This is a genomic window from Arthrobacter sp. NPDC080073 (assembly GCF_040686575.1).
Taxonomy (GTDB): domain Bacteria; phylum Actinomycetota; class Actinomycetes; order Actinomycetales; family Micrococcaceae; genus Arthrobacter.
Genome location: NZ_JBFBKR010000008.1, coordinates 72,794 through 94,237, shown reverse-complemented (window position 1 = coordinate 94,237; position 21,444 = coordinate 72,794). Strand labels below are relative to the sequence as shown.

Below are 21,444 nucleotides of genomic sequence, written 5' to 3'. Positions count from 1 at the left end.
TGCCGGGTTTGCGCATCTAGCCACGCAGTCAGGTCAGAAGCCCTATACCGGACTGAGCGTCCTGCCTTGATGAACTTCGGGCCCTTCCCCAAGTAGCGCTCTTGGGCGGCCGACGCTTTGCTGATCCCCCTCCACTCGCAGTATTCGGCGACGGTAAGAAGCTTGTCCTTCTCCATAATTCCTCCCTTTGGTTCAGTTCTGACAACGGAGCCCCCATGGCTCCTAGGAATGACACTAGGTTGATTTACGCAGTGATGTCAAGAATGCTCCCAAATGATTCCTGCTTGTCGTCAGTGAACCAACCTGCAACAATGAGCCATGCCCGAAATGACAGTTGAATCCTCGTACACGCCAGACGAAGGGGCGCAGACGCACCACCTCGGCTCCGTAATGATCGACATGCCGGGCACGTTGGTGATTAGCGATGAGCCAGCCAAGGGGCAGGAAGTCTCGTTTCGTGTCGATTGGGTTCAAGGGGAAGGCGTGCGGCCAACGGCGATCACGGTCTCGTCAACCGTGGGGCGGGAAGTGACTTCAACGGACCTGCGCAACGTGAATGTCAAACAGCTTTGGCGTGCAGCGATCGTGGACCATGTGGTCTACCGGCGCATGTTCCACTTCGACTGGGAGAAGTTCGACGGCAAAATAGCATTCGACAGTCCGGTCCAGCTGCCTGATGACATCCTCGAACGGCTTCGGTTAAGAGGCCCAGAGAGGGCAACGCTGGCCTATGTGGTTGACCTGTATATGTTTGCCGACTCAATCGGGCTGGCTCCGGCGCTGTATGTTCAGCAGATATTTGCGGGGGAGAAACTCGAGCCGCTGCCAAGGACTACCGCCACGAAGTGGATCAAGAAAGCGCGTGACTTGGGCATGTTTGAAGAATGGTTCCTAAATGGCGACGATTGAGCCGTACGAGACGACGGCGGGCAGGCGTTACCGTGTCCGCTACCGAAAACCTGACCGAAAGCCAACCGACAAGCGCGGATTCAAAACGAAGCGGGATGCGGAGCGGTTCGCCAGGACAGTCGAGGTTTCCAAGGACCGCGGGGAGTTCATAGACGCTACAGCCGCGATGGCGACGATAGGGCCACTGGGGGCCGAGTGGCTGGCCCGTCAGACGCATTTGAAGCCGTCGTCGTACCGGCCGCTCGAATCCGCTTGGAGACTTCACGTGCTGCCCGTGTGGGGGAGTGTGGCTGTGGCTGACGTCCGGAAGACGACTGTTCAGCAATGGGTGTCCGAGATGACTCTCGGAGACCCGGAGGCGAAGCCGCCGCGGAAGCCCAAAGGGGCCACTCTGGTTATCCGGGCCTACGGGGTGCTGGCATCGATCCTGGACGACGCAGTGAGTGATAGGCGGACCCTCAGCAACCCTTCCAGGGGCGTGTCCCTGCCCCGCAAGGTGAAGAAGCCTCATGTCTACCTGAGTCACGATCAGGTGCACGAGCTGGCGGCCGCGAGCAAGTACCCGGGGCTGGTCCTGGTATTGGCCTATTGCGGGATCCGTTGGGGCGAGGCAACCGCGCTGAAGGTCAAGCACCTCGATATGCTCCGTCGTCGGCTCATGATCGAGGAGAATGCCGTCCAGGTCGGTTCTGTGATCCACGTCGGCACTCCCAAGAACCACAAGAAGCGGACGGTGCCCTTTCCGAAGTTCCTGGCCAAAAGGTTGGCTGCTCAATGCGAGGGCAAGGGCCGGGATGACCTGGTGTTCCCGGACGAGAACGGGCATTACCTCCGCGCTGCGCGGGTGCACGAGGACAATATGAGCTGGTTCGCGGGTGCCGTGAAGAGATCAGGGGTGCCACGAATCACGCCTCACGACCTCCGGCATTCAGCGGCGAGCTTCGCAGTATCGGCCGGCGCGAATGTGAAGGTGGTCCAAAAAATGCTCGGTCACAGCTCCGCGGCCATGACGCTGGACACCTACGCGGACCTGTTCGACGGGGATCTGGACTCAGTTTCAGACGCTCTAGATCACGCTGTCTCTCTGGCAAGTGTGGGCAAAATGTGGGCAAACACCTAGCTTGAGCAAAGCAAAAGGCCCCCGATCCCTTGTAAACAAAGGGAAGCAGGGGCCTCGCTATCTGGCGGTGACGGTGGGATTTGAACCCACGTTGGCTTTTACACCAAACAACATTTCGAGTGTTGCACCTTCGGCCGCTCGGACACGTCACCAACTGAAATAGGGTACCGGAGTGGAGGCCTGTTCCCCAAAACGGTCGGGCGTCACCCACTTAGTAAGTAACCTTCCCTTCCGTAATCGCAGCCGCAGGACTAGATTCGCAAGCACGATGACACAACACGCACCGCAGAAAACGCACACACAAACGGCCTTGGCCTACTGGACGGTCGGCCCCTGCCAAGGTGAACTCCGAAGCGAGGAACTTCCGGCTCCAGCCGAGGGCTATGCTCTGGTCCGGGCCCTGTACTCGGGAATCAGCAGGGGAACCGAGCTCGTGGTCCATAAAGCGCACGTCCCTCCCCGGATTGCGGAGAAGATGCGGGCACCCCATCAAACCGGGGATTTTCCCGCGCCGGTCAAGTTCGGCTATCTATCGGTTGGCATCGTTGAAGAAGGCCCCGAGGATTGGATCGGCCAGAACGTCTTCTGCCTGCACCCGCATCAGGACCGCTACGTCGTGCCGCTCACCTCACTCACGCGAATACCCGACGGCGTGCCGGCCCGCCGGGCAGTGCTCACGGGGATCGCGGAGATCGCCCTCAACGCCCTGTGGGAAGCCGGCCCCCGCCTCGGTGACAGGATCGCCGTCGTCGGTGCCGGACTGGTGGGCGGCATGACGGCGGCACTGCTGCGTGGCTTCCCGTTGGAACGCTTGCAACTGGTGGAGACGGATCCCGGGAAGCGCGGGTTCGTGGAATCCCTGGGTGTGGAGTTCGTGCTTCCGGACGACGCGAAGCAGGACTGCGACATCGTGTTCCATTGCTCGGCCACCGATGAAGGACTGGCGCACAGCCTCCAGTTGGCCGGGGACGAGGGTGAGATTATTGAAATGTCCTGGTACGGGGACAGGAAGGTCTCCCTGCCACTGGGGGAGGACTTCCATGCCCGACGCCTCTCCATCCGAGCCAGCCAAGTCGGAGTGGTTGCCCGCTCGCGCCGGCACCGGAGGACGTCCAGCGAGCGGCTGGAGCTGGCAGTGTCCCTATTGCGGGACCCGGTGTTCGACGCGTTCCTCACCGGAGAGTCGCAGTTCGAGGAACTGCCGGAGGTCTTCCAAGGTTTCGAAAACGGCGAACTGGACGATCTTTGCCGAGTCATCAATTATCCCGAAAAAGGCAGGAAAGCGTAGCGATGTTCAGTCTCACCGTCCGCCGGCACTTCATGATCGCCCACAGCCTTCCGCGGGAATCGTTCGGCCCTGCCCAGGGACTGCACGGAGCCACCTTCGTGGCCGAGGTGACGTTCCGCCGGGCGGAACTGAACGACGACGCGATCGTGCTCGACATCGGCGCGGCCGGAACCATCCTGGACGAGGTGCTTGCCGGCCTCAACTACAAGAACCTCGACGAGCACCCGGACTTCGCCGGACAGCTCACGACGACGGAAGTGCTGGCCCGCTTCATCGCTGAGGCGGTCGCGGCGAAAGTCCGCGAGAGCGACGACGGCGGTGCGCTCGCCGGCGTCGACGTCCTCCTCCGGGAACATCCCGACGCCTGGGCGGGCTTCTCCATGGATTTCGAGCGGTAGCTCGCGCGGGACTGCCCCGGATGGCCGGTAAACGGTGCAGAATGGGGCCATGACGTCCGCCGTGCTTTCCACCCAAACGCTCACCCCGGAACTCCTGCGCGCCTGGGCGTGGCATAGGCAGGGCCTGGACGGTTCCCTCTCGGGCGCAACGTCCGAGGAAGTCCTGGACCGCGCCGGCTGGGCCCGTTCCGTGGGCGGTGCCAACCCGTACCTGACCCTCTTTGCCCGGGCCGGGATCAGGCGAGAACAGGTGGACCGGGACGTCGCCGAGTTGAGGATCCACGAGCTTCCCACGGCCCGCGGCTGCACCTACGTCCTCGGCCGCGAGGACTTTGCGTGGGGCCTCCAAGTAGGCCGGGACGCCGCAGCGGCGCCATTCAAGGTCCTGGCCCGGCTCGGGGTCGAACGCGGTGAGATCACCTTGCTCGAAGAACAAGTGCTCCACACCCTCATGGAATCCAGCGACCCCATGGACCCCAAGCAGCTCCGGGACGAGCTCGGCGAATCCGTCCGCAGCCTCGGCGAAGAAGGCAAGAAGAAGGGGGCGTCCACCACCCTCCCCACGGCCTTGGGCCTCCTGCAAGCCGACTGACGCATCCGCCGCGTCCCCGTCAATGGCCGTCTCGACCAGCAGCGCTACGCCTACACCTCGTGGATGCTGCCGCCCAGCCCCCTCGACGACGACGCCGCCCGCGCGCGCCTGATCGAACGGTACCTGCGCTGGACCGGCGGAGCGACGTTCAAGCAAAGCCAATGGTTTACGGGCTTCACCGTCGCGCAGAGCAAGGCGGCGCTGGCCGCCGTCGGCGCCGTCGAAGTGGCCACTGCGGCGGGCGAGCCGCTCTGGATGCTGCCCGACGACGTCGAGCACCTTTCCGCGTTCAGGGCACCGCGGGAGGAACAGATCCAGCTTCTGGCCGGGACGGACTCTTTGGTGCTGTTGCGCAGGAACTCAGCGGACATGTTGGCTGAAGCGGATCGGCGGCGGAAAGTGATGGACACAACGCTGGCGTTGCAGGCCGACCTGTCCGACCACCCGATCCTGGACCGGGGAAGAATCATCGGGCTGTGGCAATACGATCCGGGCAAGGAACGGATCGCCGCCTGGACGTTCGACAAGCCCAGCGCGGCGGTCACCCGGCGGATCAGCGAGGTGGAGGCCTGGATCCGCGAGGACCTCGGGGACTTCCGCTCGTTCAGCCTGGACTCGCCGGCGTCGCGGCAGAAACGCATCGACGCCCTGGCTGAGGCGAACGCCGCGAACGCCTAGGTCTGGGTTCAGTCCACCCAGAATCCGGAGAACTCGCCGGTGGCTTGCGTGAACGTGGCATCCACGTGTTTTACGCGGCCCGGGGCATCCCGGGATTGCAGCCATTCCAGCAGGGAGTCGACGGCTTCGCGATCTCCTTCAGCGATCACTTGCACCGAGCCATCCATCTGGTTGGCCGCCTCTCCGGTCAATCCCAACAAACGGGCTTGGTGCATTGTGGAATAGCGGAAACCGACGCCCTGGACGCGGCCGGTCACCGTGGCAATGACGCGTACTTGGCTCATGCGGCACCCGATCCATAGGGCCGCGTGATCGCCTCCAGGAAATGCCCGTCCGGATCCGCGAAGTAGACGCCGCGTCCGCCGTCGTTGTGGTTGATCTGCTGGGGGCGGGAACGCGCAGGGTCCGCCCAGTAGGGGATGCCCTCGGCCTGGATCCGGGCGAAGATCCCGTCGAAGTCGTCCTCACTGACCAAGAAGGCATAGTGCTGGGGCGAGATGGGACGGTCCGCCGTAGCGAAATCGAGGGCTACTCCATGGTCAAAGGACACAGTCACGAAGGACCACATGGGTTGCGGCTTCGGCAATCCGAACATATTGGCAAGGAACTCCGCGGAACGGCGTTTGTCGGTTGCGTAGACGATGGTGTGGTTGAAAGAGACGGTCATGAGGTCCTCCCCAAGCGTGCTGTCTGAAACCATCTGACGTCCAACACCCCACAATTTCAAGAGTCCCGGCTAGGTCCGCGGTTTCACCGGAGTGGCGCCGGGAAGCGGCCGGGCGGCGATCGCCGCGAGGTCCCGTGCGGGGCCCGGGGGCGGGACCCTTCCGCTCAGCCAGACGGCGGTCAGTGTGCGGCGGAGCAGCACGCCGCGTACCGGCACAACGACCAGGCGCTGAAGCGTGACATCGTCCCGCACCGCCAGCGCACTGAGTACGGCAGGCGCTGTTCCGGCAGCTACCGCGGAACGCACGGCCGCCGTCGTCGGGAGCTCCACCAGGGGAGGGGCCGACGGCGGTGCACCGGCCGCCGTAAGCACATGTTCCAAAGCGTCCCTCGTCCCGCTGCCGTGTTCCCTGGTGACCAGTGCGGTACGGGCCAGTTCGGCGGCGGTGACAGCTGACTTTCGCCGGGCCCACGGATGGTGCGGCGAAACTACCAAAACCAAATCGTCCTCCTGGACGCTGGCGGTGCTCAGGCCCGGCGGGAGATGCGGGCTCTCTATGAACGCGATATCGGCGTCGCCGGAACGGACGTGGGCCGCCGCGGTCTCGCTGTTGGACACCGTCAGTTCCACGACAGTGGGCGTGGTACCGGCGGCCTCCTGTTGCCGCCGCAAGGCGACCAGCCAATGGGGCAGAAGGTGCTCGGCGATGGTCTGGCTGGCTGCGACGTGCAACTGGCGGAGACTGTCCGAACGAATCGATGCGATTCCGGCGTCGAGCCGTTCCGCTGCGGCGAGGACCTCGGCCGCCCAACCTGCCACCAAAACGCCGGATTCCGTGAGCGTGGAGCCGCGGGGCGTGCGGTTCAGGAGTGACGCGCCAATCCGGGCCTCAAGGGCCCGCATCCGGGACGAGACAGCCTGTTGGGAAAGCCCCAGCTGCTTGCCGGCTGCCGAGAGGCTCCCCAACTCGTGCACTGAGGCGAGCATTTCGAGGGCGGAAAGCTCGGGAACACCGGGGCTGAGCACAGCTTCCCTCCTGGGGCGATGACCATTCAGATACAAGTGCGGCTTGTACCCTGCCAAGTCTATGCCCACTACTGCGGGGAAACGGGAAACGGAAACATGGACGGCATGGGAAAACTTTCTGAGCTCTTCGCCAACCTGACGCCGAACTGGTTTGCGAGCATCATGGGCACCGGAATCGTCGCGACTGCAGCAGTGACGCTTCCGATACAGTTTCCTGTTTTGCGCTCGGCTGCAACCGTTATTTGGGGTGTGGTCTTCCTCCTCTTGATCCTCCTGGCTGCTGCGACTGTGGTCCACTGGGTCCGGCACCGCGAAACGGCACGCAGCCATCACAACAACCCGGTCATGGCGCACTTCTATGGCGCACCGCCCATGGCTATGCTCACCGTTGGTGCGGCCACCTTGTTGCTGGGCAAGGACATCATCGGCGAGCGGCTGGCTCTGGGCATCGATGCCGGACTATGGGCGCTCGGCACCATACTTGGGCTGGCAAGCGCGGTTGCCGTGCCGTACCTGCAGTTCACCCGGCACAACGTCACTGCGGCGGATGCCTTCGGCGGCTGGCTGATGCCGGTGGTTCCTCCCATGGTCTCGGCGTCCACGGGGGCTTTGCTGCTGCCGTATGTTCCCGCCGGGCAACTGCGGTTGACGATGCTCATGGCCTGCTACGCGATGTTCGGCCTCAGCCTCATGGCGTCGCTGATCATCATCCCCTTGATTTGGTACCGGCTGGCCGTTCACAAGAACCTGGCGCCATCGGCCGTTCCTACCCTGTGGATCGTCTTGGGGCCGCTGGGACAGTCCATCACAGCGGCCAACCTGCTGGGCTCCAATGCGCATCTTGCTGCTTCCGGCGCGCTGGCATCCGGGATGGAAGTATTCGGCGTCCTCTATGGGGTGCCTGTTTTGGGCTTTGCGCTGATGTGGGCGGCTATCGCGGCGGTCATCACGGTGCGGAGCATTCGCAGGGGCTTGCCGTTCTCCCTGACCTGGTGGTCCTTTACCTTCCCGCTCGGGACATGCGTCACGGGCTTGAATGGACTTGCTGCGCACACGCACTTGGCGGTCTTTGAGGCGATGGCCGTCGCGGGCTACATATTGTTGCTTGGCGCATGGGCCGTGGTCGCAGCCCGGACGTTCCACGGAAGCGTCATCAAGGGGGTCCTCTTCCAGACGCCCAGGGGTCCGGCACCAGCCGTTCCCGCGGGTGCGGCGCCCGTGGGGGCGAGTCCATCGACTGTGTCCCGCGCGGCCGCGGCCTAAGCGGCAGCTATTCCGGTGGGCTGCTATTTCCGGTGGGCAGCGAAGAAATCGCGCAACAGGGCCGAACATTCCTCTTCGCGCACGCCCGCGTAAACCTCCACCCAGTGGTTGAGCCGGCGTTCGCGCAGGATGTCGAACACGGATCCGGCGGCACCGGCCTTCTCATCCCAGGCCCCGAAGACCACCCGCGGAATCCGGGCGAGCACGATGGCTCCGGCACACATCGCGCACGGCTCCAGCGTCACCACGAGCGTGCAGTCCTCGAGCCGCCAGCCGTCTCCGCCTTCGCCGAGCTCAAGGGCGTGGCGTTGCAGGGCGGCGGCTGCCTCGCGGATGGCGACGATCTCGGCGTGCGCGGTTGGGTCGCCGTGCGCCTCCCGTTCGTTCCGCCCGGCACCCAGCACGCCGCCGTCGGGCCCTAAGACAACAGCGCCAATCGGCACATCCTCCGTATCGAGCGCCCGCCGGGCCTCGTCCAGGGCCAGGCCCATCCAGGCCGCGTGCTCCGCGTGGTAAGGCTCGTTGGTGCTCATGCCTCAATGATAGTTTTGGAGTCATGCGCACACTCGTCGTGGACCACCCGCTGGTCGCTCACAAGCTCACCGTTCTGCGGGATAAGAACACTCCTTCTCCGGTCTTCCGGCAACTCACCGAAGAACTCGTGACCCTGCTGGCCTACGAGGCCACCCGCGAAGTCAGGACCGAAGCGGTAGAGATCGAAACCCCCGTCACCAAGGCGATCGGTACCGCCTTCACCAAGCCGACGCCATTGGTGGTCCCCATTCTGCGCGCAGGCCTCGGCATGCTCGAGGGCATGACCAAGCTGGTCCCCACCGCCGAAGTGGGCTTCCTGGGCATGGCCCGCGACGAAGAGACCCTGGACATCATCACCTACGCCGAACGCCTCCCTGAGGACCTCACCGGCCGCCAGATCTTCGTCCTGGACCCCATGCTTGCCACCGGCGGCACCTTGCGCGAAGCCATCAAGTTCCTCTTCAAGCGCGGCGCATCGGACGTCACGTGCATCTGCCTGCTCGCCGCGCCGGAGGGCCTGGCCAAGCTCGAGGAAGAACTTTCCGACGCCAACGTGAAGATCGTTCTCGCCTCGATCGACGAGAGGCTCAACGAGAAGGCCTACATCGTTCCGGGACTGGGCGACGCCGGAGACCGCCTGTACGGCGTAGCCGGCTAGCGGGTCCGTCCGCTGGGGAACACCGTGTTCAGAAAAGATGGCTGAGAAGCACAAGCTACCCAGGTGAAATGTCTACATGAATTTGACGTTGCATGCCCGGACTGCGTCAGGGTGGTACATTGCCGGGTACTGGACTCCACCGCGATCGATGAAAAGACTCTGAATTTCATTTCAAACCCCCAAAGTTTGCATATGAAAAGGAGTCATAGGCTAACACAAAGCATTCAGATGGTGGACGCCTGTCAGAGCTTCAGCCTGTCGGACTAGTCCGGTCAACGAGAGCTCGGAAAAGGAAATACAAGGACGTCTGGCCGCCAACTACGGCCTCGACGTGGGCTGTGCCGAGGCCTGTTACTGAAGCGATATCGGCAGAATCTGAACCACTTGCGGACAACTCGAGGAGGGCCGCATCAAGCTGTTCGGCGGCATTTTGGGCGAACTGGAGGTGCGACTGAAGCGAGCCGGCGAGGTCCCGGCATCCAGCAGCAAGTTCAGGATCAGGGGTAACCATGGGTTTATCCTCGGACGAATACCGAGACTCAAAGACTTCATCGCTCATTCGTCTATTGTGCATCGATGTTCGGTTCGAGTGCTTGGGGGACAATGCGCTCGACATCAGGCGACTGCCTGAACGGCGCGGCCATAAGCTTGGGCCATGGGGCATCCTCCCGCATCATCCTTCCCTTTGCCGCGCTCATCTTGGCCACACTTTCCGGTGTGATTTCCACCCTGCCTGCCCAGCGACGGGGTTTGTGAACGATAGTCCCACCGAACCGGACTTGACTGGCTTCGGCGGCAAGACCTCAGTGTGTCGTTACTTGCTTCTGCGATACCTGCACTCCGGAATCGGTCATTGCAGATAGTTCGGCCCCGGACCGTTTTCCCCTCTTTTGGTGCGGGAAAGCGCCTGCGACGCGGCGAGTCGCGCCATTTCGGTGCTTCTGTGCGGCAAAGAAGGGGAGAAAGCTACAGGCCGGTTTCGCAGCCGTAGCCTCAACCCGCCCGGCGCTGGGCCTTGCTTGCTCTGAGCACCATGGGAAGCTTGGACCGCAGTGTGCACTCAAGCAACTCCTCGGCCGTCGAGCCCTGTTCGTAGACTTCCGGCGGGCGGATGCCAACCGGCTTCGTCAACGCGGGGTCACTTACGGCCCATTTCGAGCAGCAACATGGGCCGTAAGTGACCCCGCGTTGTGCTCCGCCTCTATCGGTTTTCCGGCTCCGCCGATAGCCTTTGGCGCATGGACTGGAAACTTGAACTCGTGTTTGTCCCTGTGTCCGATGTGGACCGCGCCAAGGATTTCTACGTCAACAAGGTGGGCTTCAACGCCGACTACGACGAGCGGCCCATGGACGGCATCCGCTTCGTCCAACTGACTCCGCCTGGCTCGGCCTGCTCCATCTGCATCGGCGAGGGCCTCAACGACGCGCCTCCCGGCACCGCCCCCAGCCTGCAGATGGTGGTGAGTGACATCCAGGAGGCCCACAGCCAGCTCAAGGCCAACGGCGTGGAAGTCAGCGACATCGACGTCCAGGATTGGGGCCACTTTGTCTACTTCGCCGATCCGGACGGCAACAAGTGGGCCGTCCAGTACATCCCCCACAGGCCCAACGGCTAGGACTCACACTGTAAAAGTTGGGCCGAAGACCAGCTTCAACGGCAGGATGGATGCATGAACCTGCCTGCTGAAGCCGTGAAAACCCTAACCGTCCGGGCTGTCCTCTTCGATATGGACGGCACCCTGGTGGATTCCACCGCGATCGTGGAGCAAGTGTGGAGCGAATTCGCCGGCCGGTATGGACTGGATATCGAGGAGATCCTGCGGACGTCACACGGGGTCCAGGCCAAGGACACCGTGCGTCGCTTCGCCCCTGCCGGAGCCGACATCGACGCGCTCGCGGAGGAACTCGGCCAGATGGAGAGGATCCGGACGGACGGGATCGTGGCGTTGCCGGGAGCCGCGGAGCTGCTGCGGTCCTTGCCTGCCGACGCCGTCGCGATGGTCACCTCGGCCGATCGGATCCTCGCCGCGGTGCGCATGCAGGCAGCCGGACTTGAGATGCCTGCGACCACTGTCACGTCTGAGGCCGTGACCCGCGGCAAGCCTGACCCGGAAGGCTATCTCGCGGCAGCCGCGCTGCTGGGTGCCGAGCCGGCCGACGTCGTCGTCTTCGAGGATGCTCCCGCGGGCATCGCTTCCGCCCGCGCGGCTGGCATGCGGACCGTGGTGGTGGGCGACGCCGGCGGCGAGGCGGCGGATGGGCTGTGGCAGATCGCGGATTACTCAGCTGTCACTGCGAGGGCCAGTCTGGACGCCTCGGGCCGCCGGGTGATCGAGCTCCGGTTCTAGCGTTAGTGGGCTGGATGCAGGCCGGACCGCCCCGGTTGTTCCCCTCAGGACGAGGGTTCCCTCGAAGATGATCCTCGCGCCGGTCAGGCTGGTTGAGCCGGGGTTTTCGGAGAGGGCCGCCACGGCGCGCCGGGCTGCGGCACCGACATTGACCGCGATCGTGGAAAGGGCAGGAAAAGTTGTGGTCGCAAGCGTGTCGTCGCATCCGATGACGCTCAAGTCCTTCGGGACGTCCACGCCCGCGGCGGCGAATCCGCCCATCAAGCCGTGCGCGATGACGTCGTCAAAAGCAATGACAGCGGTGACGCCGGACGCCGCCACCGAATCGGCGAGCCCTTTCGCGGCGTCGTAGGTGCCGGGATCCGCACTGAAGTGCGTGACCTCGAGCGCATTGACCTTCGAGAAGTTGTCCACAGCCGAGTGACGCTGCTTGTTTGCCCATGATTGCGGTGGACCACCGACGTAGGCGACGCGACGGTGGCCGAGCTCGGACAAGTGCGTCAGTGCGGAGCGAATGGCCGCAGAGGTGTCCAGCAGCACCCGGTACGTCTCCGCAACATCGCGGTTGATGAAGGCCACGCGCTGGGAGTCGGCGATTTGCCGGATGCGGGCCGAAGGGAGCCGGGATGAAACCACGATCAGCCCTTCAACCTGGGGCGCCATCCGTGAGATGAGACGGTCTTCCCGATTGGCATCTTCATCCGTGTCCGCCAAAAATACCGACAGTCCGAGATCGCTCGCGTAGTTTTGAGCCGCCCGGACCAGCGGAGGGAAGAACGGGTTGGCGATGTCCGGCACGATGAGTCCGATCGCGCCGGCGCGTCCGGTCGAGAGGGCGCGTGCGTGATGGTTCGGTACGTAGCCGGCGGCTTCGGCTGCCTTTTGTACGAGTGCCACGGTCTCCGGTTTGAGGAGGTTTGGCCGGGTAAAGGCCCTCGACACCGTTGAGGGGGCGACGCCGAGTTCGGCCGCCAATTGCGTGATGGTTGGACGGCCTGTCATTGGAGTCCACCCACGAGTTCCAACGCGGTCTGGATCAGCGCTTCGGCACTTCCGGGCGCGAAAGGGGCCGGCATGCCGTAGTAGCGGTGCGCGTCCTCCACTTCGTATCCTCCGAAGTCATATTCATCGGCGGCCGGAAAGTACCCTGGACACCCGTTGGTGTAGCCCGTGACGAGTACCGGCCCCTTGACCGCGGAGGCGATGGCTTCCGCTGTGGCCAGGAACGGTTCTCCCGGTAATCCTACGAGGGTCAGGCCCTCCCAGTTGAAGACACTCACTGGCGCCTCCCAGGACATTTCTTCTTCGGGACGGCGGTCCATGGCCCACTGCTTCCACGCGTTGAGAAGGGATCTTCGGCCTAGATCGGCCGACACCGCTTCGGCCTCCCACCGCCGGCTCAACTCCGCGGGGGAAACGGCATCTCGCGGATTCATGGCGACGCTGACGGTCCTCCGTGCGGCGGAGGTCTTCGCAGAATCGGGGACGGGCAGGAGGCGGGTCCCCAACACGGATGCGGCCACATGTTCTCCGATCTTGCGCGCTTGCTCCATCGTCCTGCCGGCTGAGCCGGAGAGCGTGTACGACGCGTCGGCGGGATGGCCTGAGTTGATGTCCCCGGCGGTCCCGGGCAGGAAAAGGGCCACTGAGCCGGGGGAACGTTCCTCCAGGACCCTCCTGGTGAACGCCGGATAGTCGCCGCTGATGAGCCGGTTTTCCGGCCCCAGGACCACAGGGTGGCAGGGATAGAGAACGATCCAGGCAACCACTTCTCCGCTTGCGTCGCGGAAGGTGGCGACCTGGACTGGCGGATCAACGGCGCGTTCGGGATGGCGTCGGTTCCTGGCAACGTCCACTCCGCGCGATTCGCCGTACTGCAGGGTCGCAGGCCGCTGGGAGGTCACCGCATCCGCCGTGGCCTCGCGGCAAGCCAGGACGATTTCCTCCAGGAGCCGCGGGTCATGGCCCCCCAGCCGGCCCGGCACGACGCACGGACCTGCATGCGTATGCGTGGCCGTGATTGCGACATGTTCCGGCAGAAGGGGCAAGCTCCCTGCGATGCGTGTGCAGGTGTCTTCGTGGAGGCCGCACACATCCACAGTGATCCAGCACGTGTCATCGACGGCCAGCGCCCGGACGGTCAGGGGGTCGTGGACGCCGGTGCTCGGTTCCGTCCTTGCTGCGAATCCGGCCATTCGCGTACCTGGGGGCGGGGAAATCTCGACGACGGCGGCGCCCACGCGCAGGGCTGCCGGGCCTGGATGGCTGGTAGTCATTCCGGTTCGCCCGATACCTTTCGACCGCCTTGGATCACCGCGGTAATGGTCCCTGCTTCGGGTCCGTCCCCGGTGATCTGGACGAAATCCGCCGGGGAACCGACTTGGAGGTGGCCGAGCCCCGGTCGGGTGCCCGGGATCACCCGGGCGGGAGTGGACGTCACCATTTTGAGGGCTTCCGGAAGCTCCAGTCCGACGTCGCGGATCACGTTGCGGAAACCGTCCGGCAGCGTAGCGGCGGCCCCTGCGAGCAGATCCGTGCCGACATGCGAGAGCCTCCCGCCAGGGGAAAGATCCACCAGGCCGCCCACGGAAGTACGGTGGAGGCCAGGCTCGCCACCGGCGAGCGCTGTGCTGTCCGACACCAGATATGCGCGTTCGGGGGTCTTGGCCCTGATCATGACTTTCAGCGTATCGCTGGGCAAGTGGTGGCCGTCCGCTATGAGTCCTGCCGTGAGCCGGTCGTCAGCGAGTTGAGTCCACAGGGCATTGGGGTGCCTGGGCAGGGTAGTGGCGATGCCGTTGCCCAGATGGGTGGCCAGGCCGGCGCCCGCGGTGATGGCGGCCGTGATTTGTTCGGGACTCGCGTGCGTGTGTCCGATGGCCACTTGGACGCCCAGTTCGCGGATTTGGGCGATTTGGGCCGGCGCGTCGGGCGTATGCGGAGAGACGGTGACGATGCCGACCATTCCGCTTGCGCGAAGCCAGCGCCGGACCTCCTGGACGTCCAAGGGGCGAACGAAGCCGGCGTCGTGGACGCCCCGGGGACCGTCCTGCTCCGAGATGAAGGGGCCTTCGATGTGGACGCAGGGGATGGCTGCCCTGGTGACTGGATCAATTTCACAGGCCCGTTTGATCTGTTCGAGCGCGCCGGTGATTGCCTCTTCCGATGCTGTCACGATGGTTGGCACCCAGGTCGTGACGCCCAGCTTCGCCAGCTCCGCAGTCATGTTGATGACCGCTTGCGGCGTGATGTCAGCGGCGTTGACGTCTAGTCCGCCGTAGCCGTTGACCTGGCCATCGATGAATCCCGGTGCTATGACAGTCAGCGCCTGGCCAGAATCTATCTCCCGCAACGACAGGATGGTCGTGTCGTAGGCGACTTCTATGTTGATCCCCCGGTGGGGGTCTTTGCCCACAATCGTTTTGGGGTGTGTCACAGCTTGCGTACCCGTCCTTTGAAACGTGAAATGAATTGCTGGTTGGCCTCGTCCCCGCCGGCGGCGTTTCCTGATCTCCACAATGGCGGCTCAATCCCGATGTCGTTCAGCTTGCTGATGGTGGACATCATGAGCCAGTTCAGGGTGAAAGCGTTGGCGAAGGTGGACACAGCGGCCGTTTTCTCCTTTGCCCCGGGGACCTTCATGACGGCGTCTCCGACCGGAACCTTCGTGTCGATGTGATGGTCAACCACATCGTGCAGATTCAGCTTTTGCGGATGGCGTGCGGGATGGTCACTGGCTGTTTCCTCTGCGTGCTCCCGCGATGAAACCCCGATGGTCCTGACCGAAAGTTCACGTGCAGTCAGGGCCGCGTCGATGAGGGCGCTATTGATGCCGTACGCGTTGACCAGGATGAGGACGTCCCCTGCTCCGATGCCGGCATCCTGGATGACAATCCGGCCGTAACCCGGAGTCCGTTCCATGGCCATTGAGCGGAGGGCGCCGCTAGAGAGCAGGGTGCCTTCGTCCAAAATGGCCGAGACGTGCATGAGTCCGCCTGCCCGGAAGAACACTTCCTGGCTTGCCAGGTTCGAATGGCCGCCGGGGCCGTAGATGTGTACCAGTTCGTCCTTGGTCACCTGGGCCGCAAGAATGTCTGCGGCAATGCTGATGTTTTCGGCCTCTTCCAGGCGGATGCGCTCAAGGAGCCCGGTGATTTTTCCGAGGTAGTCCTGCGCGAGCTGTTCACTGGCGTTCATCGCGGATCGGATTCGGCGTCGAGGTAGATGGTGACGTTGGGGTGCGTGCGCAACGCAGTACCGGGATGGTCTCCACTGATCGGCTGGCTCAACGTGTTGTGGACGGCCGCCCTTTTGGCACGGCCGGGCACGGAAGCGATGATTTCGGAAGCGTGCAACAACCGCGGAATGGAGACGGTGATGGCGCGCTGGGGAACGTCGTCGACACTCGCGAAATGCCCTTCGTCCACCTGTTGCTGGCGGCTTACTTCGTCCAGGTCGATGACGCGGGCGGGCAGCGGGTCAGCGAGGTCGGCCGGAGGATCGTTGAAGGCAAGATGTCCGTTGACTCCCAATCCGAGCAGGACGAGGTCAAAGGGATCCTCGCCCATCAGCGTGCCGTAGCGCTGCGCTTCCTCTTCGGCTGGGTTCCCCGGGTTGATGCGGTGAAAGGTGGTCGGTGGAAGGTGGTTGAAGAATTTGCGTTGCAGCCAGTTTCCGAATCCCTGGGGTGCGTCCGCCTCGAGCGCGAGGTAATCATCCATATGGAAACAGGTTATGCGGGCCCAATCGATGCCGGGTTCCTGGACGAGCGCCTGCAGCGTTGCCTCCTGGCTGGGAGCTGCTGCGAGCATCAGCCGGACTTCCTGCTGATTCCGCAGCGCCCTGCGTAGCGTTTCCGCTGCATGCTTCCCGGCGTGTTTGCCCAGGGCGGCCCGGTCCGGGTGGGTGGAAACGGCAGGGCTGTAAGTAGTCAGTGCTGTCACGTGTGCGTCCTTCGGGTTTCTAGTTCAGTAGTGAGGAGAAGTGATCGGGCTATATGGAAGGGGTCCTTGACCGGCAGCGCCACCACTTTGTCGAGGGGTTTCCCCTCGCGGTCGCGTATTTGCAGCCACTCCTGGCCGGACGGGTCGGGAAATGTGTCGAGGGTGTAGGACCAGATTCGCTCATGCCAGTCCAGGAGATCGGGACGCCCGAAACGTTCGGCGAGCAGCCTGCTCGCGTAGAGGGCCTCAACCTGGACCCACCACAGCTTGGTGTCCCACGTCTGGGTCACGAGGGTTTCGTAGGGATCGTTGCCAAGGAGCCTCCCCCGGGGTTCTGCTCCGGTGCTGTCGACGTATCGGAACATGCCGCCGTGCTGGTCGTCCCAGCCGTCTTCCAGGGCCCGGACGGCAAGGTCCGGTAGCCAGTCCGGAAGGCGAGGTGCCAGGTCAGGCATGATCTCGACGGCCTCCATGACCATCCAGAGCATCTCCAGCAGATGACCGGGGGTTCGATGGCGGGCCAGGAGCGTGTCCAGGTCACCGGTGCTGTCCGGCCGGTATTCCCACCAGGAGTCGGCCTTCCACATGCCTTCCGCGTTTCCGTCGCCGAGCAGCTGGGAAAGCGCCGCTCCGGCTGTGTCGGCGCTTTCAGCAGAGCCGCTGGCCAAATGGAGCTGGGCGCCCACATGCAGCAGCAGCATCAGCCCGGCCGCGTCCTTGAACCCGGCCCGGACGGGGTATGGCTCGGACGGAGCGCTCCGCGCCTCGATCCTTTCTTCGGCGTGGGCGAGAAGTGCATGGGCTGATTGCAGCCACTCTTCACGTTCCCGGCCTGCGGCTTGGGGGAGCCGGGCTGCACCCGCAAGGCCCAAGGCCGCAAAGAGGTCAGCCAGTACGCTCACCGCGATCTCCCCTTGCGGCCCGGACGGCAGCGCCTGCCCTTCAGCCGACGTGCGGTATGCCGTGACATTGCCGTCCATGATGGCGTGGGCTTGGATGAACCTGGCGGTTTCAATCGACAGAGTGGCCCACAACTGAGGATTTTCCGCGATGATTCCGGCCTCGCTGTCCAGCGCAATCCTTGAGCAGAGCCAAGCCCAGCGGCCTTGGGACCACGTATATTTTTCGTTCGAAAGCAATCGCCCTGAGTTGGAAAAGCAAGTGAAAACGCCGCCGTCTTTCCTGTCGACTCCGTTCTCGAGCCACCAAGGGAGGACGCCCTTGAGCAGCTGATCCCGTATTTCGGATCCGGTTGCGCTCATGCTACGGCGCTTTCAACTGGAATCGATGTAGCCGGCTCATGGTCACGGTCAAGGGACTCGACAAGGGCGTCGGAAGCTTCGTTGTGCCAAGGGCGCAGCCAGCCGAAGACGCAATACACGATCGCGGAGGCGACCACCGGGGCAGCCACGTTGATAGTCTGCGCACTGGCCGTGCCCAGGCTCGCGATGGGAGCGGCCAAGGCGTATTTTGCAAGTGCGAAAACGAGCAAACCGGTGGCCCAGGAGAACAAGGCTGCCGATGGGCCGCAGCGCCGGAACGGGCGCAACATCCCCAGCAGCATGGGAACGGCGATCGGCCCCACCAAGGCCCCGAACCAGAGGATTATCAGGCCCAGGACGCCGCCGAAGGAATCCGCGCTCAGGGCAATGACCATGGACAAACCGATGAAGAGGAACGTGGAAATCCGGCCACCCAGTAGTTCGGCACGCGATGTCAGGGGCTGCCGGGAACCGCGCAACGCAGGGATGATGTCCCGGATGACGACGGCGGAAATAGCGTTGGCGTCCGAAGAGGTCATAGCCATGGTGTGAGAGAACATTCCCGCGACCACCAAGCCAACCAGGCCGGCCGGCAGCAGCTGCTGGGTCAGGAGCGCATACGCCTGATCCGGGTGCGTCAGATTGGGCAGGATGAGCGGCGCGGCCCACATGGGGAAGAAGAGCACGAGCGGCCACACGAGATAGAGCGCGCCCGAAAGCAGGACCGATTTGCGGGCCGCTGAGCCGGACGGTGCGGCAATGAAGCGTTGAGCCAGGTTCCAGGTTCCTCCGTTGTAGGAAATAGTGCTGATCAGGCAGTAAGCGAGGAAGAATCCGATGGTGTAATCGCCGGCGAACGGCTGCGAGTGGGAGGCCGGCAACCGGGACCAGATGCCCGCAATAGAGGAAACGCCCCCAAGCTTGGCCACGGCGAAGATGAGCATTGCAATGCCCGCGACGGACTGGATGATGAATTGGCCCATGTCGGTCAATGCGTCCGCCCACAAGCCGCCGATGGTCGAATAGATGAGGGTGACCCCGCCGACAATCAGGATCCCAACGGCGATCGGAACCCCGGCGAACACGTTCAGGAGGATCGCACTGGCAGCCCACTTGGCCGCAACATCGAAGACTTTCAATGCGGCACCGGACCAAGCCAGTACTTGCTGGGCGGGCAGGTTGTAGCGCGTGGCCAGGTATTCGAGCGGGGAGATGATTCCCAGACGCTGCCTCAGGCGCGGCCAGCGCGGGGCGAAAAAGGCAGCGCCGATGAGGCAGGCGATGGTGATCGTGAGCGACCACCAGACATACAGCGCGAAACCGGTGGTGTAGGCGATGGCGGCGTAGGCCACGAAGACAGCTGCCGAATAGCCGGACATGTGGTGGGAAATCCCCGCCAGCCACCACGGCATCTTCCCACCGGCTGTGAAGAAGTCGGCGGCGTTTTTCACTCGGCTCTTGGCCCACCAGCCGATACCTATCATGACTACGAAGTAGGCCCCTAAAACGAGCCAGTCGGCGAAATACATACATCCTCCTTGATGCAACGCAAGCTTGGAAATGGATCTGCAGTGGCGTCCACTTTTCTCTGCAAACGTTTGCAAAACAAGAGTCTTTTGGAAAGATTTCTCCTGAGGACTTCCTCAGCCCACTCAGCCAGCCAGTGCGTACACCGTGGTCCCGCCAATGGTCTGGGCCGGGAAGTTCGCAGCCACCCATTGCGCGATCCGGGCAGGAGCTTCCGATCCGCTGTTCGCCTGCATGGTCCCGCCGGCGATGAAGTAGTGGATCTTGCCTTGTGCCACGAACTGCTGGAACTGTTCGAGCGTCGGGGACGGGTCGGTGCCGTTGAAGCCACCCACCGCCATGACCGGCAGTTCGGTGGCCAGCTGGTAGCCGGCGGCGTTGTTGGAACCCACGACGGCGGCCGCCCAAGTGTAGTTCGAGGCGCCGGTTTTCAGTGCGGCAACCATTTCCGACGACGGCGTGGTGGCGCCGAGCAGGCCGCCCATCCCACCGCCTTGCCGGTTCGCGCCAAAGCCACCGCCCTGGATGCCCGGCCTCTGGAGGGCTTGCGGGGGAGTGTTCTGGCCGTTGTTCTGGCCTGTGTTTTGGCCGTTGTTCTGGCTGTTGTTCTGGCCAAGGCCAGCTTGTCCGAAGCCGCCCCGGCCGCCGAAGCCGAAGCCGCCGAACGTCGTCGTGGGACCGGCACTGGGTATTGCGCCGCTATGCGTTAGGGAGGCGGTTGAGATCGAGTACGCCAGCGGGCCGGCGAGGGAGGCCGCGAGGGCGAGCACCGCCGTCGTGCGCTGAAGGATCGTGCGCTGAAGGATGCGGGACGGGAAGCGTCCCGCGAGCATCAGCCCGGCCGCGGCTGCCAGGGCGCCCAACAGCACTGCCCAGCGCAGCCACGGACCATACGCGGTGGTGCTGCCCAGGAGATCGAAGGCGACGAATCCCGCTGCGGACACGGCCGCGGCGAGCGCTACCGCGGCGACGAGCTGCGCGCGGTGTTGCCACAAGAGCGCTCCGCCCACGCCGGCAAGCCCGGCGATGCCCGGGGCCAGGGCTACTGCGTAGTAGGGGTGGATGATGCCGGCCATGAAGCTGAACACCAGCCCGGTGACAATCACCCACGAGCCCCACACGATCACCGAGGCACGGACGCCATCGTTGCGCGGGGCCCGGCGGCCCAGCCACAGCAGCCCGGCCCCGAGGACCACCACCGACGGCAACAACCATGCGATCTGGCCGCCGAACTCGCTGTTGAACATCCGGAACAGCCCCGGAACTCCCCAACCGTTGCCGCCCCCGACGCTGCCGGTTTCCTGTCCGCTGAGCCGGCCCAGGCCGTTGTAACCGAGCGTCAGTTCCAGGATGGAGTTGTTCTGGGAGCCGCCGATGTACGGCCGCATGTTCACCGGAACGAGTTCGACGACGGCGAGCCACCAGCCCGCCGAGACCACCATGGCTGCCCCAGCGCCAAGCAGCCGAAGGAGGCGACGCCCCACTCCGCCCGGCGCGGCAACCAGGTACGCCACCGCGAATCCAGGAACCACCAGCAGGACCTGGAGTTGCTTGGTGAGAAAGCCGAAGCCAAGGAGCACCCCGGCCAGCAGGAGCCAGCGCAGCTTGTTGTCCTGGATGGACCGCAGCGTGGCGTAGCCGGCGGCCGTCATGAGCAGCACCAGCAGGGCGTCCGGGTTATTGAACCGGAACATGAGGGTGGCTACCGGGGTGATGGCCATGACGACGGCGGCCAGCAACCCTGCCCGGTGCGCGAGCCGCGGGTCGCCGGTGGCGGGGGTTGCGGCCCGCCGGACCGCAAGATACAGCAGCCATGCCGTGGCAACGCCCATGAGTGCCTCGGGAACCAGGATGCTCCAGGAGTTCAGCCCGAAGATCCGTACCGAGAGGCCCATGATCCAGAGCGACGCCGGCGGCTTGTCCACCGTGATGGAGTTGGCGGCGTCGGAGGATCCGAAGAACCACGCGGCCCAATTCTGCGAACCGGCCTGCGCCGCGGCGGAATAGAACGGGTTGGCCCAACCGGAGGCGCCGAGGTTCCAGAGATACAGGACCGCCGTTGCGAGCAGGACAATGCCGAGCTCCACGCGGTGTCGCAGGGCATGCCGGTCACTGTTGCGGCGGGGTTTTTGCGTCAGGCCGGGCGGGACCGGCTCCACCAAACGCGACGGCGGGACCGGCTGCGCTGGTTTGGAAGCGGTGTCCGTGGAATAGGAAGCGGTCATCGGAAT

The 21,444-nt window shown here is 64.1% G+C and carries 21 protein-coding genes, 1 tRNA gene and 1 pseudogene; 9 read left to right on the top strand and 14 right to left on the bottom strand.

Annotated features, from left to right (window positions below; genetic code table 11):
• Positions 1-318 precede the first annotated feature (318 nt).
• Positions 319-909, top strand: coding sequence for a hypothetical protein (locus tag AB0O52_RS11430; protein ID WP_364537602.1), 591 nt, complete (start codon positions 319-321; stop codon positions 907-909).
• Positions 896-2,029 carry a tyrosine-type recombinase/integrase gene (locus tag AB0O52_RS11425; protein ID WP_364537600.1) on the top strand — a complete coding sequence of 378 codons (1,134 nt, stop codon included), beginning with the start codon at positions 896-898 and terminating at the stop codon, positions 2,027-2,029. The genes AB0O52_RS11430 and AB0O52_RS11425 overlap by 14 nt, the downstream gene beginning before the upstream one ends.
• 62 nt (positions 2,030-2,091) lie before the next feature.
• On the opposite strand, the gene AB0O52_RS11420 is transcribed toward AB0O52_RS11425, so the two are convergent.
• A tRNA-Ser gene (locus AB0O52_RS11420) sits at positions 2,092-2,181 on the bottom strand.
• A 116-nt stretch (positions 2,182-2,297) separates the two neighbouring features.
• On the opposite strand from AB0O52_RS11420, the gene AB0O52_RS11415 reads away from it, so the two are divergent.
• The 3 genes and pseudogenes from AB0O52_RS11415 (at position 2,298) to AB0O52_RS11405 (ending at position 4,985) form a co-directional block, all read left to right on the top strand.
• Positions 2,298-3,317 carry a zinc-binding alcohol dehydrogenase gene (locus AB0O52_RS11415; protein ID WP_364537598.1) on the top strand — a complete coding sequence of 340 codons (1,020 nt, stop codon included), beginning with the start codon at positions 2,298-2,300 and terminating at the stop codon, positions 3,315-3,317.
• 2 nt (positions 3,318-3,319) lie between these two features.
• Positions 3,320-3,715, top strand: coding sequence for a 6-carboxytetrahydropterin synthase (locus AB0O52_RS11410; RefSeq protein ID WP_364537596.1), 396 nt, complete (start codon positions 3,320-3,322; stop codon positions 3,713-3,715).
• Between the two features lie 49 nt (positions 3,716-3,764).
• Positions 3,765-4,985 (top strand): annotated as a pseudogene (locus tag AB0O52_RS11405) (crosslink repair DNA glycosylase YcaQ family protein).
• A gap of 8 nt (positions 4,986-4,993) precedes the next feature.
• Here AB0O52_RS11405 and AB0O52_RS11400 read toward each other — a convergent pair.
• The 3 genes from AB0O52_RS11400 to AB0O52_RS11390 all read right to left on the bottom strand — a co-directional run bounded on the left by AB0O52_RS11400 (position 4,994) and on the right by AB0O52_RS11390 (position 6,678).
• Positions 4,994-5,269, bottom strand: a complete 276-nt coding sequence (locus AB0O52_RS11400; protein ID WP_364537594.1) for an acylphosphatase — start codon at positions 5,267-5,269, stop codon at positions 4,994-4,996.
• Entirely contained in the window at positions 5,266-5,652 is a 387-nt protein-coding gene (locus AB0O52_RS11395; protein WP_364537593.1) for a VOC family protein, read from the bottom strand. The genes AB0O52_RS11400 and AB0O52_RS11395 overlap by 4 nt, the downstream gene beginning before the upstream one ends.
• 69 nt (positions 5,653-5,721) lie before the next feature.
• Positions 5,722-6,678, bottom strand: coding sequence for a LysR family transcriptional regulator (locus AB0O52_RS11390; protein WP_364537591.1), 957 nt, complete (start codon positions 6,676-6,678; stop codon positions 5,722-5,724).
• A 105-nt stretch (positions 6,679-6,783) separates the two neighbouring features.
• Between AB0O52_RS11390 and AB0O52_RS11385 the strand changes: the two genes are divergently transcribed.
• Complete coding sequence (locus AB0O52_RS11385; protein WP_364537589.1) at positions 6,784-7,941, top strand: TDT family transporter; 1,158 nt, start codon at positions 6,784-6,786, stop codon at positions 7,939-7,941.
• Between the two features lie 23 nt (positions 7,942-7,964).
• Here AB0O52_RS11385 and tadA read toward each other — a convergent pair whose 3' ends face one another.
• Positions 7,965-8,474 carry a tRNA adenosine(34) deaminase TadA gene (gene tadA, locus AB0O52_RS11380; RefSeq protein WP_236815026.1) on the bottom strand — a complete coding sequence of 170 codons (510 nt, stop codon included), beginning with the start codon at positions 8,472-8,474 and terminating at the stop codon, positions 7,965-7,967.
• A gap of 23 nt (positions 8,475-8,497) precedes the next feature.
• Between tadA and upp the strand changes: the two genes are divergently transcribed.
• Positions 8,498-9,133: a uracil phosphoribosyltransferase gene (gene upp, locus AB0O52_RS11375; protein WP_236815028.1), complete on the top strand. Its 636-nt coding sequence runs from the start codon at positions 8,498-8,500 to the stop codon at positions 9,131-9,133.
• A gap of 250 nt (positions 9,134-9,383) precedes the next feature.
• Here the strand turns inward: upp and AB0O52_RS11370 are convergent, their stop codons facing one another.
• Positions 9,384-9,644, bottom strand: coding sequence for a hypothetical protein (locus tag AB0O52_RS11370; RefSeq protein ID WP_364537586.1), 261 nt, complete (start codon positions 9,642-9,644; stop codon positions 9,384-9,386).
• A 727-nt stretch (positions 9,645-10,371) separates the two neighbouring features.
• Between AB0O52_RS11370 and AB0O52_RS11365 the strand changes: the two genes are divergently transcribed.
• Positions 10,372-10,749, top strand: a complete 378-nt coding sequence (locus AB0O52_RS11365; RefSeq protein WP_364537585.1) for a VOC family protein — start codon at positions 10,372-10,374, stop codon at positions 10,747-10,749.
• A gap of 54 nt (positions 10,750-10,803) precedes the next feature.
• Complete coding sequence (locus AB0O52_RS11360) at positions 10,804-11,481, top strand: HAD-IA family hydrolase (protein WP_364537583.1); 678 nt, start codon at positions 10,804-10,806, stop codon at positions 11,479-11,481.
• Here the strand turns inward: AB0O52_RS11360 and AB0O52_RS11355 are convergent.
• From AB0O52_RS11355 to AB0O52_RS11320, 8 genes are all read right to left on the bottom strand, one after another.
• Positions 11,416-12,483: a LacI family DNA-binding transcriptional regulator gene (locus AB0O52_RS11355; protein WP_364537581.1), complete on the bottom strand. Its 1,068-nt coding sequence runs from the start codon at positions 12,481-12,483 to the stop codon at positions 11,416-11,418. The two genes, AB0O52_RS11360 and AB0O52_RS11355, sit on opposite strands and share 66 nt — an antisense overlap.
• Complete coding sequence (locus AB0O52_RS11350; protein ID WP_364537579.1) at positions 12,480-13,757, bottom strand: neutral/alkaline non-lysosomal ceramidase N-terminal domain-containing protein; 1,278 nt, start codon at positions 13,755-13,757, stop codon at positions 12,480-12,482. Before AB0O52_RS11350 ends, AB0O52_RS11355 begins: the two co-directional genes overlap by 4 nt.
• Positions 13,754-14,917 carry an amidohydrolase family protein gene (locus tag AB0O52_RS11345; RefSeq protein ID WP_364537577.1) on the bottom strand — a complete coding sequence of 388 codons (1,164 nt, stop codon included), beginning with the start codon at positions 14,915-14,917 and terminating at the stop codon, positions 13,754-13,756. The genes AB0O52_RS11350 and AB0O52_RS11345 overlap by 4 nt, the downstream gene beginning before the upstream one ends.
• Positions 14,914-15,678 (bottom strand): sugar isomerase domain-containing protein, encoded by a 765-nt coding sequence (locus AB0O52_RS11340; RefSeq protein WP_364537575.1) that lies wholly within the window; start codon positions 15,676-15,678, stop codon positions 14,914-14,916. The genes AB0O52_RS11345 and AB0O52_RS11340 overlap by 4 nt, the downstream gene beginning before the upstream one ends.
• Positions 15,675-16,424, bottom strand: a complete 750-nt coding sequence (locus AB0O52_RS11335) for a 6-phosphogluconolactonase (protein ID WP_364537573.1) — start codon at positions 16,422-16,424, stop codon at positions 15,675-15,677. Before AB0O52_RS11335 ends, AB0O52_RS11340 begins: the two co-directional genes overlap by 4 nt.
• The gene (locus AB0O52_RS11330; protein ID WP_364537571.1) at positions 16,421-17,686 is read right to left on the bottom strand and encodes an AGE family epimerase/isomerase; all 1,266 of its coding nucleotides are present in this window, start codon (positions 17,684-17,686) and stop codon (positions 16,421-16,423) included. Before AB0O52_RS11330 ends, AB0O52_RS11335 begins: the two co-directional genes overlap by 4 nt.
• Positions 17,683-19,215: a sodium:solute symporter family protein gene (locus AB0O52_RS11325; protein WP_364537567.1), complete on the bottom strand. Its 1,533-nt coding sequence runs from the start codon at positions 19,213-19,215 to the stop codon at positions 17,683-17,685. The genes AB0O52_RS11330 and AB0O52_RS11325 overlap by 4 nt, the downstream gene beginning before the upstream one ends.
• Before the next feature lie 123 nt (positions 19,216-19,338).
• Positions 19,339-21,438 (bottom strand): glycosyltransferase family 39 protein, encoded by a 2,100-nt coding sequence (locus AB0O52_RS11320; RefSeq protein ID WP_364537565.1) that lies wholly within the window; start codon positions 21,436-21,438, stop codon positions 19,339-19,341.
• Between the last annotated feature and the right edge of the window lie 6 nt (positions 21,439-21,444).